This is a genomic window from Thermococcus marinus (genome assembly GCF_055389025.1).
In genome coordinates this window covers 420,795-438,729 of the sequence record NZ_AP042417.1, presented here as the reverse complement: position 1 = coordinate 438,729, position 17,935 = coordinate 420,795, and the positions used below count along the sequence as shown (strand labels likewise).

Annotated in this window: 10 protein-coding genes; 1 reads left to right on the top strand and 9 read right to left on the bottom strand. The window is 44.8% G+C overall.

Annotated elements, in window-relative coordinates; translation table 11 throughout:
• Positions 1–119: 119 nt before the first annotated feature.
• On the top strand, positions 120–3,818 hold the full coding sequence (locus ACZ5ER_RS02220) for an AAA family ATPase (protein ID WP_464934711.1): 3,699 nt from the start codon (positions 120–122) through the stop codon (positions 3,816–3,818).
• A gap of 127 nt (positions 3,819–3,945) precedes the next feature.
• Here ACZ5ER_RS02220 and ACZ5ER_RS02215 read toward each other — a convergent pair whose 3' ends face one another.
• The 9 genes from ACZ5ER_RS02215 to ACZ5ER_RS02175 form a co-directional block, all read right to left on the bottom strand.
• Positions 3,946–4,278: a hypothetical protein gene (locus ACZ5ER_RS02215; protein WP_464934710.1), complete on the bottom strand. Its 333-nt coding sequence runs from the start codon at positions 4,276–4,278 to the stop codon at positions 3,946–3,948.
• Positions 4,279–4,646: 368 nt separating this feature from the next.
• Positions 4,647–5,201: a hypothetical protein gene (locus tag ACZ5ER_RS02210; RefSeq protein ID WP_464934709.1), complete on the bottom strand. Its 555-nt coding sequence runs from the start codon at positions 5,199–5,201 to the stop codon at positions 4,647–4,649.
• A 101-nt stretch (positions 5,202–5,302) separates the two neighbouring features.
• Positions 5,303–6,262 (bottom strand): hypothetical protein, encoded by a 960-nt coding sequence (locus tag ACZ5ER_RS02205; RefSeq protein ID WP_464934708.1) that lies wholly within the window; start codon positions 6,260–6,262, stop codon positions 5,303–5,305.
• A gap of 107 nt (positions 6,263–6,369) precedes the next feature.
• A complete protein-coding gene (locus ACZ5ER_RS02200) occupies positions 6,370–6,762 on the bottom strand; it encodes a hypothetical protein (protein WP_464934707.1) in 393 nt (130 codons plus the stop codon).
• Between the two features lie 202 nt (positions 6,763–6,964).
• The gene (locus tag ACZ5ER_RS02195; RefSeq protein WP_464934706.1) at positions 6,965–8,239 is read right to left on the bottom strand and encodes a tyrosine-type recombinase/integrase; all 1,275 of its coding nucleotides are present in this window, start codon (positions 8,237–8,239) and stop codon (positions 6,965–6,967) included.
• Positions 8,240–8,478: 239 nt separating this feature from the next.
• Complete coding sequence (locus ACZ5ER_RS02190) at positions 8,479–11,559, bottom strand: helicase-related protein (RefSeq protein ID WP_464934705.1); 3,081 nt, start codon at positions 11,557–11,559, stop codon at positions 8,479–8,481.
• Positions 11,556–14,219, bottom strand: coding sequence for a DUF1156 domain-containing protein (locus ACZ5ER_RS02185; RefSeq protein ID WP_464934704.1), 2,664 nt, complete (start codon positions 14,217–14,219; stop codon positions 11,556–11,558). Before ACZ5ER_RS02185 ends, ACZ5ER_RS02190 begins: the two co-directional genes overlap by 4 nt.
• A 10-nt stretch (positions 14,220–14,229) precedes the next feature.
• A complete protein-coding gene (locus ACZ5ER_RS02180) occupies positions 14,230–14,613 on the bottom strand; it encodes a hypothetical protein (protein ID WP_464934703.1) in 384 nt (127 codons plus the stop codon).
• On the bottom strand, positions 14,613–17,804 hold the full coding sequence (locus ACZ5ER_RS02175) for a hypothetical protein (RefSeq protein WP_464934702.1): 3,192 nt from the start codon (positions 17,802–17,804) through the stop codon (positions 14,613–14,615). Before ACZ5ER_RS02175 ends, ACZ5ER_RS02180 begins: the two co-directional genes overlap by 1 nt.
• Between the last annotated feature and the right edge of the window lie 131 nt (positions 17,805–17,935).

Genomic DNA, 17,935 nt, shown 5'->3' with positions numbered 1-17,935 from the left:
GTGAGAAGGGGTTTGTACTTCGAGTTGTACTAATTTTGAATTCACTTAGTTACTTTTTGGCAATCTTTTTAAGTAGTTCCTGTCTTAGATAACAACTACTAAAGTATGGAGGGGTCATTGTGCACGTGGCTGTTCGATTTGCATGGCATGACAACAAATGGAATGGGAAAATATGTGATAAACCTGAAGAAAACGTTTACTGTATTGATAGTTACTCTCTTTTGTCCTCTAGGATCCAGAGACGTAGGAATTTAGAACTAGAGCAAAAGGTTGCAGGGAAAGACATTTGTGAAGTTTGGAAGGATACTGGCTATGCCCCCCCGTGTTATTGGTGCATAAACTTAAATGGAAACGCTGACTGTAGTGTTAAAGATCCCCATCCGTTTTCTGACAATAATCCAAAATTTGGAGAAAAAGTCCCTCCGATAGATGCAATACTAAGACCCAACTCCATCTACACATGGAACTTTAAGCTATCTCTCGATGGAAAAGAAGGTCAATACAGGTATCCTCCCGACTTAGAAGACAGGGTAAGAGAGTACATCGGAAAAATCAAACCCGGAAGTTCTATTGTGTTCTTCTATGCCAACTATGGGAATCCAGTTAACGGTGACGAAAGAAGGTACTTACTGCTAGGCGCGGCACTGGTAAGAAATGTTGGATATCCTTCCGAGTATGAGATGCCTCCCGAACTCATCGAGGAGAAAAACAAAAATTGGCGAACTAGGTACTTCCCAAAAATTGCTTGGCAGTTTAGGATTGATGTCGATCCAGAGACAATAGTTTTGTTGCCTTATCATGAGTACTTGGCCCTTGAGATTCCAGAAGAAGAAAAAGAAAAGATTTTACAGGAGATTACTGTGAGCATTAGAGATCCCACATTAATTCCCCATTTTAAATATGTCTCTATGCATGTTCCCTCCGACAAGGCCATCTATCTTCTCTACAAGCTTAGACGTAAACTTGACATCGTTGAGCAACACGGTATTATTGACGCCAAGGAGGTACAACTGCTAAAAGAGAGAATAACACATCTCCTTAGAATCGCTTGGGGCACTCGCGGAAAATATCCAGGTTTTCGCAATCTAATGGAGGTTCTTGTTAGTGATGAGATAACTAAAAGCTCTGAGGTAGTTGGCGAGTTCTACTCTTTGATACTTCAGAAATTTGGTAACGTGGAGGAGTTCCTAAAAAGCCCTGACAACATAAGCTCTTTAGAGTCAGAGGATTTGGACCTGAAACTTGAAATAATAGTCAGGCATCTAAAGGACGAATACTCAACAATTGAATTTCTGTCTCAATTTGACTTTTCAAAACCCCAATTCACCAAGATCCTCGGGAGAGTCAACAAATATCGCGAAAATCCTTACAGGGTACTTGGGGAATATCTTTATGAGCCCCAAAACGACAACTGGCGCATTGAAGATAACGATTATGGCATTTCTCTTTATCAGATAGACATACCTATGTTTCCCGATCCAGAATTTGTTAGCTGGAAGCCACCTATGGTGATTCGTGCTACTTCAATAGAAAGAGTTTCAGCATTGATAACGATGATATTAAAGGAAAGCGCCTCAGTTGAAGGCAACTCTGCCCTTTCAAGAGAGGTAGTTATGGAGCGAATCAAGGCCTACCCTCTCTACTACATAGACAGAGAACTCAAAATCAACGAGGATCTCCTTGATGAATATGAGAACGAGTCTGAATTCAGGATGAGATTCTTGGTCTACACAATAAACGGTAAAAAATTGTACCAGTTGAGATCCTTAAGAAAAATTGAGGACCATATCGAGAAATTCGTGAACACGCTACTCTCAAAGGTGTATTCTATTCCTGACACTATTGTGGAAGAGTTACTTGGGTGGGACATTGAAAGGTTTGGGAATCAGCTAGATCCGCACTCTCAGATGATATTCACTCAAGAAAGACGGAAACTTTACAGCTCAGCTCTTGGGAATGGGTTTTCGGTGATTCTCGGTAGTGCAGGGAGTGGAAAAACCGCAGCTATCATCAACTTGGTAAAGCACTTCAATTATGAACGAAAACCAATACTCATAGTAACTCCTACTGGAAAAGCCAGCTTGGTAATTAGGGACAGGCTCAAGAAAGAGGGGATAAATCCCGAAAATTCCCGTATTCTAGTTTCAACGATACATAGATATCTTTATCAGTTCCCTCGTGACCTTTCGAACTACATCTCTAAGATTCTTGATGGAAACTACAATCTTTTCCAAGAATTCGTTAGAACTGCACAAGTTGTACGCTCTAAGACCATAACCCCCAAAGTTGTAATAGTCGATGAAGCATCAATGGTCGATGAAGTGCTTCTTGCACTGTTGTTTGCGACCATAGATCCAAGAGCAGTGGAACGTGTTATCCTTGTTGGAGATGATAGGCAGTTGCCCCCAATTGGAGTTGGCCGACCGTTAGTGGATATTGTAAACAACCTGAAAGCAAACAATCGGGAAGAAAATTACGTGGAACTTCAAACTAACCTGAGATTTTCAAGTGCCAACGCTGGTTCTTCGGGGATTGAAAAGTTAGCTGCACTGTTTAGAGAGGGCGAGATGATACCTCTCGAGGACTTAGACGATGTCTTTCAGACTCAAGACGGGACATTAGAGGTCGTCTACTTTGAGTCCTATGAAGATTTAACAGAAAAGCTGAAAGAAATATTGGCTAAGTTAACCTCAGCAAATGTTGAGGAAAACACACGGATCAGTGAACTGTTTATTGAACTATTTGAGCCAAATGGAACTTTTGACTATTCTCACTTGGACAGACTCCAGATACTAGCTCCCCGGCGAGTAGGCAGATTTGGAACATTGGGCATCAATTATCAAATTGTCGGAGATACCTTAAGGGCAGGGGCATTTAAACCCGGGACAAAAATAATATGTGAAGAGAACCAATACTGGAATATTGGAGATTTAAGAATCCTTGCACTAGCTAATGGTTCAATTGGGTACATTATTTCAAAGGATGGAACCAACAACTTCAAGTTCTATGACATAGATGAACTCCAAAAGCTTGTTGAAACAATTGCAGGCAAATCCTCCCCCAAAAAACGATCATGGTACTGGAAGAGTTACTGGCACCATGTAAAGTCTCTTAAGCGAACTCTAACAATCCCGGGAACAGAGACAAATGCAGAAGGCTTCTCACCTGCATATGCAATAACCGTACATAAAGCTCAGGGAAGCGATTTTGAAAACGTTATTTTGGTACTCTCAGAACGTTCAAAGTACATCACAAGGGAACTAATCTACACGGGAATTACAAGGGCAAAGAAAAAGCTCTACCTATTTATTCACGAGAACCTCCGGAACAGTTTCTATGAGTTTCTGGTATCAGTTCATGGAAATTCTGCCATAGATGGCATAACAACTCTCCTCTTTGAGTACAGACCCTCAGCATCAAAGCCTTACAAAGTGACACTCAGGAATGGCAAAACACTGTATGTTAGATCCAAGATTGAAATGATAATAGCAAAGACGCTAGATGACCTTGGTGTAGAATTTGAATATGAGCCCAAAGATTTCAGCAGGGAATACCTGCTACCTGACTTCAAGATAATTTACAACGGCTATGAATATTACTGGGAACACCTTGGAATGATGGACAACATGGAGTATCGGAGCAGATGGCTTAGAAAATTCAAAAAATACAAAGAGCTAGGTGTAGCTGATTACTTGATAACAACAGAGGAAGCAGAGCACGATATTGAGAACAACGTAAAAAAGATCATCAAAGACATAAAAACAGGCAAGCTTAGAGGTTATGAAAGATACTACTCTCGTCACCATTATTTCCTTTGATTTTTCCTTTATGAATAAGTATGGACTTCACAAGCTCACACGACAGAGGAGAAGTGGTCTCAAAATGGTGTAGTTTTATCAGTTTTATCCTTGATGTGTCTAAAAAAGCAAAAAGAAAGATAGAGCTTCACTCAATCCTTAGTAAGCAATCTGTAGTAACATATGTCTCAACCGCAACCATTACACTGGAGGTGTTGTAGTAGGCATTGGCAATTCTTGGTGTGTACTCCCCAGCAGTTGCACTCAGGAGACTGGCATCACCAACCCTTCCTCTCCGGAGCAATTCATTCTCCATGAATCGAATAATTGCATCCTTTGTGTAGTCATCGGAAACCACAATAAACCTCCTGCGCTTAACTAGCTTGGCCAGTTCCTTGTTGGTACAGATTCTTGTGCACAGCTGGCCCCTCCTAACGTTGTATTCAACACAGTTGAAGTACCGAACACAATTGTGGCCCATTTGTATCTCCCCCTATCTCTCTAGGACAACACCAATATTGAATTTAGCTGAAAAGAAAACTCCGAGGATAAGACGGAATTTGGACGTTACACCCAGTTCATTGCTAAATTGCCTCATAAGACTTTGATATTCTCCCCACAGTCTAGAAACCGGATTTGTGTCAGTTTTTTGAATTCGTGTTTCCCTGAATGACAGGTGAAATAGATCAAAATTTCTCTTTTGAACCGATTATTTATTTATGTAAATATTATTTCTTCAGCGAGTAAATAGCCACTAAGTGAGAATCCAAGCAGGCAAGAATCCATTGAAACTCAAAAAGTGAGGGCAACTATCAAAAGAAGTAAAAAATAAATAAAGAAATAACGAACTCAAGCATCTTCGAGTTTTTTGACAATCCATCCTGCCATACCTGTCGATGTTTTGATTATCACAAGCCCTAGATCCTTACTAGTCAGGGATTTGTTATCAGTTTCGATAAAATACTCGCTTAAGAACTCTTCAATTTTGTTGTGAAGTCTCTCACCTCGTGGAATTCCAAAGAGTTTCATAACAAGCTCAAATACTTTCATCTCCCCATATTCTCCCAGAATGCTTTGTGCTCTTTCGCGCAACTCTCTCACTTTTCTCGCATACAAACTCTCTGCACCACATCTCCCTTTTAACTTCTTAATTTCTGATTCCAACTCTGTTAAACGTTCTTTAAGCCTCTCATTCTCCTCCTTAATCTCTAATGGGTATGTGTTTCCCGTAGCTGAAAGCACAAGTGTCTCAATGACATGATTGATAGGCATCCTGTATTTTACTGACATTTCTCTAAGGAGAGCCATAACTTTTCTGTCTAAGTTTAATGTTGTAGTCTCCGTATCGCGGATTTTCGGCCGTCCCGGACCTCGTCTTGAGATTTTAACGGTTTGGGAGGCCACTGAAAATCCCCCCGTCATGCTATAATTCAATGTCAAAATTAAACATAGCTATGTCTCTGGTTCCATTCAATGTTAAGAAATATCCCAGAAAACAACAAAATCTACATGTACGACCTCTCTAGAAGCTCTAGGGCCCGCTCAAACTTTCCTCTCAGGACTCTTCCAAGCCTCCATTTGTTCCTCTCAAGGTAATCAGCAATCTGTTCACGTGATAAAGCTTCAACAAGTATGAACTCGTCAATTTCAGTCCTCACGTACTCCCAGAGCTTTGTGTACCCAACTCTTTTAGTTAAACCAGGAAAAATTTCATCAAGCTTCTCCAATCGCTCTTCTCTGTTCTGAGAAGCAAACCAAACCCTAGCAAAGGATGTTTTAAATTCATGTTCAATTTCAAGTCTTTTTAAATAAGAAACTGAATTTTGATTAGTTACCTCGAGATAGGCCCCGAAAACATCTATTCCTCTTGCCCGCTTTTTCTTTGAAACTTTTCTGGACTTTTTATGAAGGGGTCTCTCCGGTTTAAGTATCTCCTCTATTGCTTCTTTAACGGCAGGGATTAGTTTCCGTTCCCGTCTCCTGTAAGCGTCCAGAATCTCCTCTTTTGACAAGAGGTTGAGCTCAATGACTCTTTGAATATCATTCGGTTTTGTTCTCTTCAGGAGTGCCCAGAAAGCATACCTCGTTTTCGGAACTGGATTTCTACACCATCTTAACATTTCTTTGATGGAATACTGGCCGCGAACCAGTCTTAGAACATCCTCCACAGTGCCAACATCCAGATGCTTTTTTCGTTTACAAAAGTAGAAGTAAAACTCACGCAGGTCTCTCAAGAGATTCTCCACTATTTCCTCCCATGTTAGCCTCGTATCGAGGTAGTATTTGAGTACTAAAGGGATCAGCTCTCTTTCTGCATTTTCGATATCATTCCCAGTCAACTCTCTCAGTTTCTTACCCGTGCGGTACATCGCGTAGTACTCCGATAATGAGGGCTTTTTAGTCCTTATTTCCTTCAAATATCTCTTGGTGCGATATTTTGAAATCAAATCTGAGAGGCGAAACACCGCAAACCCCCACACAAATTCTGAGAAGCAGAACATTAATCCCAGCTATGAATGAGTATGGTGGATTGAAATGCCAAAATAGAGAAAAACAAAGATCCACAAATTTCTCAGTCATCTTTATTATCTAATACCAAAATACTAACTTTAAAGCCTTCCGGATCAATGACGCGAATTAGTCGCTCTTTTAACGCTTCAACTCCGTCTTCAAAGCCGTCTTTAGCTTTGAAATTGTTTATCTCTCCTTTTAATCGTTTCAAGTTATGTAGCTGTAGCACCTCAGTTGCGGTTCTCTCTATCAGGTTTTTGAGTTCGCTTATTCCGGTAGTACCATCCGTTAGAAGGTTGATGATTTCGGCATATGCCTCTGCCTTTCCAGTATGGTAAGCCATCTCTACCTCGTTCCTGTGCTTTTCTCGCAAATTTGTAGAGGTAGCAATGTTTGCGGCGTATTTATGGGCTTTTCTCCTTGCACTATCAAATCTAAGCTCCAAGATGGCCAAGATATCTTTATTATTACACATCTAAATCACCCATTTGTGTGAAAGGTAGATGAAACATTGAACTTGTCGAATTAACGCGAGATTTAATTGAAAAATTGGATTTAATTTCAGCGCATTCAATCTGAGACCGTGAAAGGATACTTGTGGCCTGTTTTGTCGTAGTGACTCGTGATATTGTGAATCAAAGGAACAAAAAGAAAAGTTAAGAAAAAGCTAAGTACCACGAGACTGAAGCTGGAAAACTCTGAGAATGCCTGTGTCCGTAAGATGTCCCTATTCTTACATGGACGTTTTTTGATTGATTCCATCTTTTTGCCCTTGCCAACTTCTTATCTTTTAATACTACCATCCTCTTCTGTTCCTCCGTAAGCACGCTGATATCATAGTAAAGCTTTTCATAATACTCCCAGAGCTCATGCATTGTTATTTTAGCGTAGTTTATCCTGTGAACATCAGTTAGCGGTCTGTGACCTGTGAGTTTTCGCACGGCTGCCAGCACCTTTTCATTCATTAAACGCAGTTCTGAAGCCCTCCTCTCCCAAAGCTGGATGAAGAGCTTTCTAAAATACTTTGGCTTAAACTCATGAAAGCCGTCACTTATGATGAAATCCAGATTTAACCCGATGTCTTCGAATTCTCCGCTCATCTTGATTATTTTATGGAGAAACGTGTCTTTTAAACTCTTTTTGCCGGGAGTCATAAATAGATAGCCGTTCTGGCGTTTTACATCCTCACCATATTTTTCAAGGTAGTATCTAAGTGCTGCCTCTGCCTCCCGGGTCATGAAGACTATCTTCTCTCCTGAGGTTACTTTCTGGAGCTTTCCCTCCTTTGTATGAGATGCAGGTATTCTGATTGTGTGTTTCTTAAAATCAATGTCCTGGACTCTCACTTGGATTATCTCACTAACTCTCCTTCCCGTCGCAAATAGCAGTAATGCGAATGTTAACGCTTTAATGTACCTTTTTTCAGGCAGCATTCCCATTTTAAATAGAAGCTCAAGCCTCTTGAAGAATTCCCTTGCATCATCAACCTCCAGTGAAGGGGTGTTTTCCTCCTGTTCTATCCTTCTTGCAACGTTGGCCTCCTTCATTGGATGCTTGAGCACGTCTATCACAGACTCAGGTATCCCCATTCTTCTCAACACCATAACAATAACCTGCAGTCTCTTTACGATAGAGGAGCTTGAATATTCCAGCTGAGCCAGCTTCACTACGTACTTCTCCAATATCTCTCTCGAAACTACATACTCCTCTCTCCGGGAGGGGGGTGATATTTTACTCCCTCTTTTTAGGTGACCTGTCTTTGTAAACTCAAAAAACTGCCAGACATACCTTTCAATTTCCTTCTGAAACTCTCTTGAGATTCTATGGGTGGATAAATAATCTGCGAGCAGTTCCTCAATGTCATCACTCCGGATTACATATCGAGCGCTGCTGGCCCGGTACCTGAGTACGACAACATTTTCATCACCCATCCATGGCTCCCACCGTCCTTCAATTTGAAAAATGACGTATTTAAACATGGTGGAGCCAAAATAGGGGTCTGTGGAGGTATGTTTAAATAGTAGAAAAGCAAACACTCTATTTTAAAGGGCAGGAGTATTTAAACGAACCCACATCAGCCAACACTTAAGATTTCCACATATGGCCACTGATTAAGCAAATGTTTGGATACAAAAACCCATTAGGTAAATAAAATCAAACTTGTTGAGGATTACCTTAATATTTTACTCTGGCTCTTGATGTTTTTCGGGAGGTTAATAACATACCGTGGTTTCCATTCAATCTCAATGAAATCCTTCAGATTGTTTACTGGGTCTGGAATTATTATCGGCTCCTCAGGTTCAAGTCCTTGGAGGATACGTTGGTAGTTCTCAGTTGCGTGGGGAACAATGTAGAGGAGGTACTTATCCTTGTAATATGATGCCGCATAATACTCGTTTTCCGTGAGTTCGACCTTGACAGGCTCTCCCTTAAACCCCTTGACCTCGACGTAAAAAGTCTCATGGTCCTCCCCCACACTTTCAATGTCATAACCCCTTCCATCTGCGGAGACATCTTTTGGGTTTCTTCCAAGCTTGTGCTCCTCCCACCATTCAACAACTGCCATAGCCGCAAGTTCAACCTCCTTTTTCCTCCTCCAGAGTTCGGGGTCAAACGGTTTAGACTCCCCACCGGGTTTTTTGATGGTGAACTTATTCGCGTCATTGACCCCAATTAGGAGAACTTTCCCAATGGGCTTCTCTGAGAAGGATACTTCCACTGCTCTTTTCCGGTTCATTTCCTGTTTAACCTTCTCTCTCAGTTCTTTGAGCTTCCTCTCCCTTATGTACTTGTCAAGCTTAGTATCGGAGCTAACCTTACGTATCTTGGAGTGGTACTTCCCTATCAGCAGGGTAGCGCGGTTTTTGACTGACTCATGAACTTCTCTGCGGAAGTACTTTATGAGCTCTGAATTAATGGCAACCCTTGTATCCAATTGTTTTTGGAGCAGTTCTTTGACTTTATCATGGTCGATTTCGTCGAAAACCTCGAGCTCTTTGAGCCAAGTTACAGGTTTCACATCCCCGTTCTCCAAAACAACTACCGGAATTTCCTCCACAACAGTTCCAAGGCTGTCAGTAAACGTGACTGTCCTAACTTCCCCGTAAAGGGTCTCTCCCTCCCACAGGAATGCCGCAACCCCCTCGCTCTCTAATCCTAAGAGTATGGCCTTCATAGCACCGGGGTCGTCCAGATTTGGCCTCACGATTTCAGATGCCCCCTGAACCCGCTTCCAAATGGCTTTGACCTGCTTCTTGTTTAGTTTTATGTTGTCGAAATTGGGTTCTTTATCATTAATCCACATGTGCCCAAACTGGCCCCCAATGGAACCATAAACGAGGCCTGTCTCCCTCAGGTATTGGAGGTAACGAATAACATGTTGCTCTGTTACCAATTCAAGCACGTTTTTGTCCTTCAGAAGGCGTTCAAGACGAACGTGTTTCTGGACTGCCTTCGCCTTGCTTAGAGCCTCCTTAATTTTATTGAGTAACCTCCTCTTTTCCTCAAAGTCCCTGCTAATCTTTTCTCTTGCCTCCTCCGTGTCCAAGAGGTTTGCGTAGGTCTCCATTATCACTTTCTCAATCTCCTTCTGCGAGATTATCTCACCTACAATCTCTGCACTTCCCAAGTCAAAGTCTGCCTTGATTTTGTTAATCTTATCAAGTACAACCTCCAAAACGCGCCTTTCCACTTTAAAGACAGGGAGAATTCCGTAAATAAAAATTACAGGCTTTTTCTGTCCATATCTGTAAACTCTACCAATTCTCTGGATGTACACGACTGGGTTCCAAGGTATTTCGTAGTTTATGACAACGTTAGCGGCCTGAAGGTTAAGGGATTCTCCAGCTGCATCGGTTGCAATCAAGATTGACGCCCCGTCCTCAGCCCAGAGCTTCCTAACGCTCTCGTCTTTTTCCTCAGGTTTCATGCTACCGTGGATTAGGGTTACCTTCTCTGGCCCATATCTCTCTCCAAGGATTTCATTGAGGTAAAACAGCGTGTCGAGGTACTCCGTGAATATGATAACCTTCTCTCCCTTTTCCACGTGCTCCTCAACAATTTTTAAGAGCTCTTTGGCCTTGGTGTCTATCCGCTCCCGCTGAATTATCGATTCACCCATCTCAATGAGCCTCTTTAGGCGTTCCTCCTCTACTTTGAGCTCATCACGTAGTTGGGGAGGGATAAAGTTGATTATCTCCTTCCTGAGCTTTTCAACCGTCTTATCATCAGCCTCTTCCATTGCCTCCTGGAGTTCCCTGAGAATTTTATCGGGGTCAATTTGTGACGTTTCAGTTGCAATGTCCGCCGCTTCCATTGTCAGCCTGTTAAGCCTCCTCTTTAAGGCAGCAACACCTGCACGGATGCTCGAGGACACAGTGCGACCGATTACAGTAGCTACAAGCCCTATGGCCCGGTTGTTCTCCTGACTGGCGAGCCTGTAGTAGTGCCTTATGTACTCCTCAACCGCTCGATAAAACTCGCGTTCTTCGGGTGTGGGTTCAATCTCCACCGTCCTTGTTATTGGGAGTTGTGGAAAGAGCCTTCTCCCGTTCAAGTCGGTTACTTCACGCTTTATCCTTCTTATCACGTACTGTCGAACGAAATCCTTGTAGTTGCTTTCGTCAACGCTGGGGTTAATGAGGCTCAGTCGGAATATGAAGTTCTCCTCCTTCCCATCATGGGGAGTCGCAGTCAGGGCAATGAAATGCTTTGTCCGCGCGCTTATCAGCTGGATTAACTGGGCGCGCTGATTGCCTTCCTTGGCCCTGTGGAGCTCGTCTACAATCACAATATCCCAGCGGTATTTGTATTCCTCAATCAATCTCTTCCAATGTTCGAGTTTTAGGGTGTCCATGGACGCTATCAGCCATCTCTCATCAAGCAGATTCAAGCTCTTATCAAGCTCAAAATCGACTTTGAATTCGAGGTTAAACTTCTCCTTTAACTCGCGCTTCCACTGCCGTCTAACATTAGGGGGCACAAGGATTAGAACGCGCTGGTTCTCGTCCCTTAGTAGCATTTCCTTTAAGAAGAGACCAGTGACTATCGTCTTACCGAGTCCCGTCTCATACGCGAGCAGGACCCTGACTTCTCCCGTTTCAGCCATGTCAAGGAGGGTGAGGAAGTCCTCAATCTGATAGGGCAAGAGGTCAATCTTTGACGTCGCGAGGACCGTAACGGGGTCGTAAAGATAGCGGGTAAAAATGAAGTTGGAATCCACGCCCACCCTAAAGCGGACGTAGTCAATCACTTCACCCACCTCTCGATACCCCGCTTCTCAGCGATTACTGAGTTACCAGTACACATGCCAAGGTTTTTCATGTGCTCCACAATCGTCTGTGCCAGCTTGACTTCTTCATTAACCTGCTTCTTGGAGCTGGATTTTACGGAGGACAACGCCTCAAGTACCTTACATATCGAACTCTGGGGATATGGTGCTTCACTGAGAACGTCTTTGAGTCCCTTGATGCCGTTTCTCACGAAAGCCCTTATGGCCTTGTGGACATAGTCTATTAACGTGGTCGCCTCAAGGGGGTCCTCTCCCTTAAATTCAAGGTCCGAGTCCCCACGGTAGAAGTTCTCAAGGACAACCTTTTTGCCCCCCTTCTCACCGCTCGAATAGCGTATCAGCTTCTTCTTTTCCAAGAGCTTCTCGTCAATGCCGAGGCTCTTCATGAGCTGGTTGGCTGTGCTGTAATCGACTTCATCCATACCGTTCAGGCGAAGGTAGAGGTAAAACGTCGTGATTTCGTCAACGTTGTCGAGGCCTGTAACCTTCTTGGCTATGTACCTGGCGAGGAACTTCATGGCGAGTTCAACCGCGTCGGCCGTTGAGGCCTTTCCTGAATAACTTTTCAGGTTGGAATACTGGGTCAGTACTTCAAGGACGGCACCAGTTGAAGCCACGAGAAGGTCAGAGCCTTTAAGGCCGTAACCTTCGAGTTTCCTGGCCTTCTCTTCAACCTTCCTTTCAATCTCGTCCATTAGCTCTTCGATGAACCCGGTTTTGTCTTCCTTTCTCTTCCTTGTAACTATGATGAGGGAGTGGTAGATGGAGCGCTTACCCCTTGCAACGGAACTCTCAGTGCTCTCCGTGTGTATCGGGTATGTGGCCGTAATTACAAAACCGGCCTTTCTGAGGGCCTCAAGAACGAAGTGCCAAGCCTTGGAGCTCTTGTGAGCAAAGAATAGGACAAGAACCCCGTCGTCATCGAGGAGCTCGTGGAGCTTTTTCAACGCCTCAGTAAAGAGCTTATTGAAATGTTCTTTGTCCCTGTTGCCACCGACGTCGATTTCCTCTTTGGTCTCCACCTTGCGGTTTTTGAAGAGTCTGCTCTCCTTCTCGAAGAGCCACCCAACTATCCGCCGGTGCCAGACATAGAAGACCTCGCTGACCTCTCCGTACGGGACGTCATCATAGTAGGGCGGGTCGGTTATTATGACCTTGAATTTCTTCCCCGGATTAAAGCGCAGGATTGACTCGTTGTGGATTTCGACTTTCCCTTCTGTTCCAGAGAGCTTCTCAATCGCGTACTTTAACCCGTTGAGCACGTTTCTAATCATTCCTTGAAGGGCACCCGATGATTTTACGAACGGGTTAACCTCAAGGTGGTTCCACATCATCGAAGGTCTACGTTGGGCGAACATGTGTGAAATTTTTTCATAACTCGAATTCCAACTGGTGGCTCTATTGTTGTAGTCAACATGCTTGGTAAGGATGAACGAAAGGTAAACGCCCACTGCCTTTGCGTACTCCTCGTCCTCCTTCGCTATCTCCTCCACTATTTTCTTGGCCTTCTCGGCGTACTTCAGCATGAGGAAGAGCTGGCGCGGATTGAAGAGCTGATAGTATTTGGGGGTGTACCTAGCCACACGGTAATCCTTAGGCATTTCCTCATCGGGAATGAGCCCTTCTCTGTAAAACCTCAGCCAGTTCCTCTTGAGCTCCTTCTTGGCCTCTTCAAAGGCTTTTAGGTCTTCTTCATTTGGGACGTCGTAGGACTTTCCCCGCTTTTCGAGTAGGACAACCGCCATCATGACCTCTTCCTCGTGCTTCCTGATGTATTCCGCAACGTACTCGTCGGAAATCTGGGCACCACACTTCAGGCAAGTGAAAACACCGTTCGAGACGTTTCCACTGTGAGGAGCTTTCCCTTTTTTGATTTCAAACTTAATCTCGTTCCCTTGGATTTTGTAGTCGATGTAGTGGGCCTCCCGCGTGACCTTACCTTCATCATTTTTTCTCTCAGTGGAGAGTTGCCAGCTTCCCACAAGCGGTGTTTTGAACCCGCAGTATGGACACTTGACGACCCAGGAGTAAACGTATGCCGCGACGTTCTTTCCGTCGTGCTTCGGGTAGAGGTGACCAAGTTCTTCTTTCAGCTCGTTGAGGATTTGATTGGCGTATTTTTTCACGTCCTCGTACAGCTTCCAGCCGTATTTCTTCGGGTACTCCAGAGTGGCCTTGAGGATTAAGTAAGCGACGGGGTTGTAATCGTTGGCAACGACACTTGCCCCAACCCTTAAGACCTCGAAGGGTATCGAACCTGCTCCAGCGAAGGGGTCGAGGACTTTTGGAACTTCTCCCCAAGTCTTCTCTATCGCCTTTAGGAGGAACTCCCTGTCCGGGTCATAGTTGTGGGCTCTTTTACTTTTGTTGAGCTTGAGGAGCTCCAAAAAGTTGGCGTGGCAGGCCTCATCAAGCTTATCATAAGCTTTAGGGTTAACTTTCCAGGGCATCTCATTAAGGCCGATTAAGGAACCTATGATAACCGCTCTCGCCGTTATCAGAGGTTTCCTTGTCCAGTAATAGTGCATCTCGAAGATCGCTGGCCTCCCAAGTTTTTCTTTTTTCGCCTCTTTGTTTATCTCCTCAACTGGGAGGAACTCCTCGATTATGAGCTTCTTCATGACCTTCACCTCATTGAATCTCGTACAGCACCTTGAAGGCGGTAACCCCTCTCCTGCTCGAGGAGACCTTCCATGCCCAGAAAAGGGCCTCCTCATCAGGTAAAGAGGAAACGGCATCGAGGACGGCATACTTCAACTCCGGCCTTTTGAGGGTGGCGAGGACCCTCATCGCGAGGTAAAGTCTCATCGCGAGCACTACGTCGTAAATCTCGGCATTCCCCTTGAATTCAATGCCAAATTTTTTCAGGAGTTCCTCGAGGATGTGGCCCTTGCCGAGGCCTATCCTTGCAAGCCTGTTGGTGTAGCTCTCCTGCTCACTCCTAAAGTGCTCGTAGAGCTCGTAATAGTGGCCCTTTCTCCGGAGTTCGTACCACGTGTTCTTTATCGCGACCATCAAGCTTCCCTCTCAACGGTGAACTCCTTCTTGGACTTCGTGTCCTTTAATGGTTCAATGTAATCAAGTATCTCATCATTTATCTCGATTCCACCTGAGAACTCAAGAATTATGGTGTAATCAATGTCCTCCTCAATCTCTGAAACGGCCCTTGCCGCCTCTTCCAGCTTCTGGGCGTCATCAGTCTTCACATCGCGTACCTTGAGGTCAACCCGCTCTCCTCTGGCCGTGAGGCTTACTTTGGCATCAACGTTAAGCAACGCAAGAATGCCGAGGACATTGCCCATGTCGTCCGTGAGCTCACCTTTGCCAGCAATCTTCAGTCCTTTCCAGAGGTCTCCTTTCTCAGGCCATTCAACGGTTAGTTCTCTAGGACCTTTGGGCTCATCGGGTCCTGTGGGTCCAGTAGGCACCACCGGACCCACATCTATTATTCTCATGTATCTTCGTTTAATGTCCTCTGCAAGCTCTGAGGTAAGGATGATTGTTGAGTCTTCTATCGGGCCTCCAAAGCCATTAAGCAATACCCTTCTTTCAAGCTCCTCAAGCTCTTCTCCATTAACTGCCCTTATGAACAGTCCTTCCTCCCCATTCCAGACCTCCAACTTGGGGGACGTTCTGATTGCCTCTTTCAAATCTTCGTCCCCATAGTTCGGAAGGCTCCGTGCGAGGTTCTGGAACTTGCGGTAGCCGTCTGATAGGTGCTTTAATATCTCCTCTGCTATCACGTCTGCCTTCTTCTGCTTGGCCTTTTCAATCAGCTCTTCGGCATACTCCTTCCTGAGGACGAAATCGCCCTCCCTGACCTCAGATATCTCCGTTCCCAGTTTCAAGTTTTCGAGAAGCTTTGCGGCGTTCGCTGCACTGATTTCCCCGACCTCAAGTGGAACTCCATCGGACCACTTTAGATAGGCGAGTTCTCCCTCTTTTACGAGGTTCTTTATCCCCTCCTTCAAAAACGTGGCCGGAACGTATGGGAATTTAGGTAGTCTAGCAGGCCTGTCAAGCAGTTCTTTGACTTTGATGTACACATTGCTCCCCATAAGATCCTCAATGTTGAGGTAATCAGCTCCTACGGTCTTCAGAACCTTGCCCTTGCTTACTAAGACCTCAAAGATTCTCTCAGAATACGGTTTTTTCTCGGCCTCTTCTGACACAATGGAGCTTATTGGAATTATGACGATTTCATTTCCTTTGTAGTACGCGGCGGAGGTGTACGTGGCAACCAACATCTGAAGGGTCTTGGCTTCGTACTCTTTGGCAATCTCAGATAGCTCGTCCTTTATGTCCTTGCGCTCTTTTTTCAGGTTCTCAGCTGCGATTCTTTCTTTGACGACCTCCGTGAGCTTTGGAACCATCTCAGGGTCGGGAAGCACTATCACAACGGCATTCCTGTTGGAGGTTGTTATCTCCATCATCCTGCTGATTATCCTGCTGAACGTCTCTTGGACTATGGTACTTTTCTCCTTGCCCGCGAATTCCTCTCTCTGGGAGACCCGCTTGTACTCCTCAAGGACTTTCTCGTAATCAGCGAGGAATAGATGGAGGCTCCTTGGTTCAACGTTCTCCACTTTGTCCTCGAATATGTGTATTTTCAGGTAGTTCGTGCTCTTGAAGACCTTGGGTATGGTCTTCAACAGGCTCTTACGAACCTCTGTGTCCTTTATGTCCTTTGCATGCCTGCGAACGAGTGCCCTCGGGTTAACCTCAGGTTTAAAGTAGTACTTCCCGGTCCCAGAGTGGCGCCAGAGGTGAACCAAAACCTCATTGTAGAGCTTTGTGAGGTACTCCTCCACAGTTCCGGGTTTATGGGAAGCGTCTGCGAGGACTCTAACGATGTCCTTGGGGGTTCCACCGGCCTTCTGGACTTCCGGGTAGAGGGAATACAGGTAAACGGCAGTCGCTATTCTCGTGTGGGTTCCAAAGCGAGTCCGACCCTCTTTCTTGCGGTCCTCTTCCTGTGCGTGTGCATCTCCCTTATCGTTGGCAATGTCAACCTCAACGATTTCCTTGAAGTTGTTTCCAAAGGGCCGTGTAAGCTCATCCCGTATTGCGGCCTCAGAGAGGTCTATCTCACCTGCGGATATCATCAGGCTGGTATCAGATAACTCGTCCAAGTGGGCGAGTATGTTGACTATCGTTTTTGCCATTATTCTCATTATCGCCCTGGTCTTCTGAAAGTTCTCAAAGAGGGCTGCCCTCCCGAAGAACACTTCCTCGACGAGTTCTGGGTTGAATGGATATGATTCTGCAAGTTTATCTATTTTAGTAGTGTCACTGTACGAACCATAGAGAACCGCCACTTCTTTGGCAACCCTATTTGCAAAGTTCCTATCCACGTGTTCGACGAGACGCTTTTTGAGAATCTTAATAATGTCGCCTTTTGATACCGGGGAGAGGCTCTTAGCACTCCTCTCAAGGATTTGAACGAGGCTGCTCAAGAGTTCGGATGCCCTCTTGTACGCCTGAGATTGGGGAATCGTTATGACGACCAGGGGCGTTTTAAGGCCCGCAACGGCCACCATAAGTGAATGAAGAAACGCTTTGTTTCTATCAGCCCTCTCACTGGAAGCGCCAATCTTCTCAAAGTACACAACCAACTCGTCCAAGAGGAAGAGAACCGGCTGTCCTACGCTCTTAATGACTTCCTTTATTGTCGGAACATCCTTGGGGCCTTCTTTTAGTTCTTCGCTACCCAAGGCCTCACCAAGTATTTCCCACAAATCCTTGGATGGGTCAATACTATGCCCGTCTACTGGAATTATCTTAGTTGTCGGAATCTCTGAAATCCCAACCTCTTGAAGGAGCTCTCTAATTTCCGGAACAGTCACAGCAACGTTCCTCTCATTAAAGAGGTGATAGAGTGCTATTAGCGTGTGTGTTTTACCGCCGCCAAACGTTGTGTCCAGAGCTAATATTGCAGGGGAGCCTTCTAGGCCACTAACGCGGGAGACCGCAAACTTGATGATGTCCTTCAGTTCTTGGGTGAAGTACGTCGCTCTAAAGAACTTTCTTGGGTCTGTGTACACGTCTGGAGCGTCTCCACTCAGGAAGTTTGAGAACTCGACTGCGAACAGGGATTCGTCAACAGCGCTTGGTCCCTTTTCTTTTAGCCTTTCGAGGTCGGGAGAGAAGCGGAGCTTTTCATTCTTTATTGCATATTTTAGTGAAAGTGAACTGACTCTCGTCATGGTCTAACCTCCATGTGAAATAAAACTATTAGCAAAATAAAGTTTTTGACTTGGTTTTTGTTATCTCCAAGACCATACTAGCTTAAAAACTAGCGTTAGGTCGTTCAAAGGGTGTTATTAAGCCTAAGCCC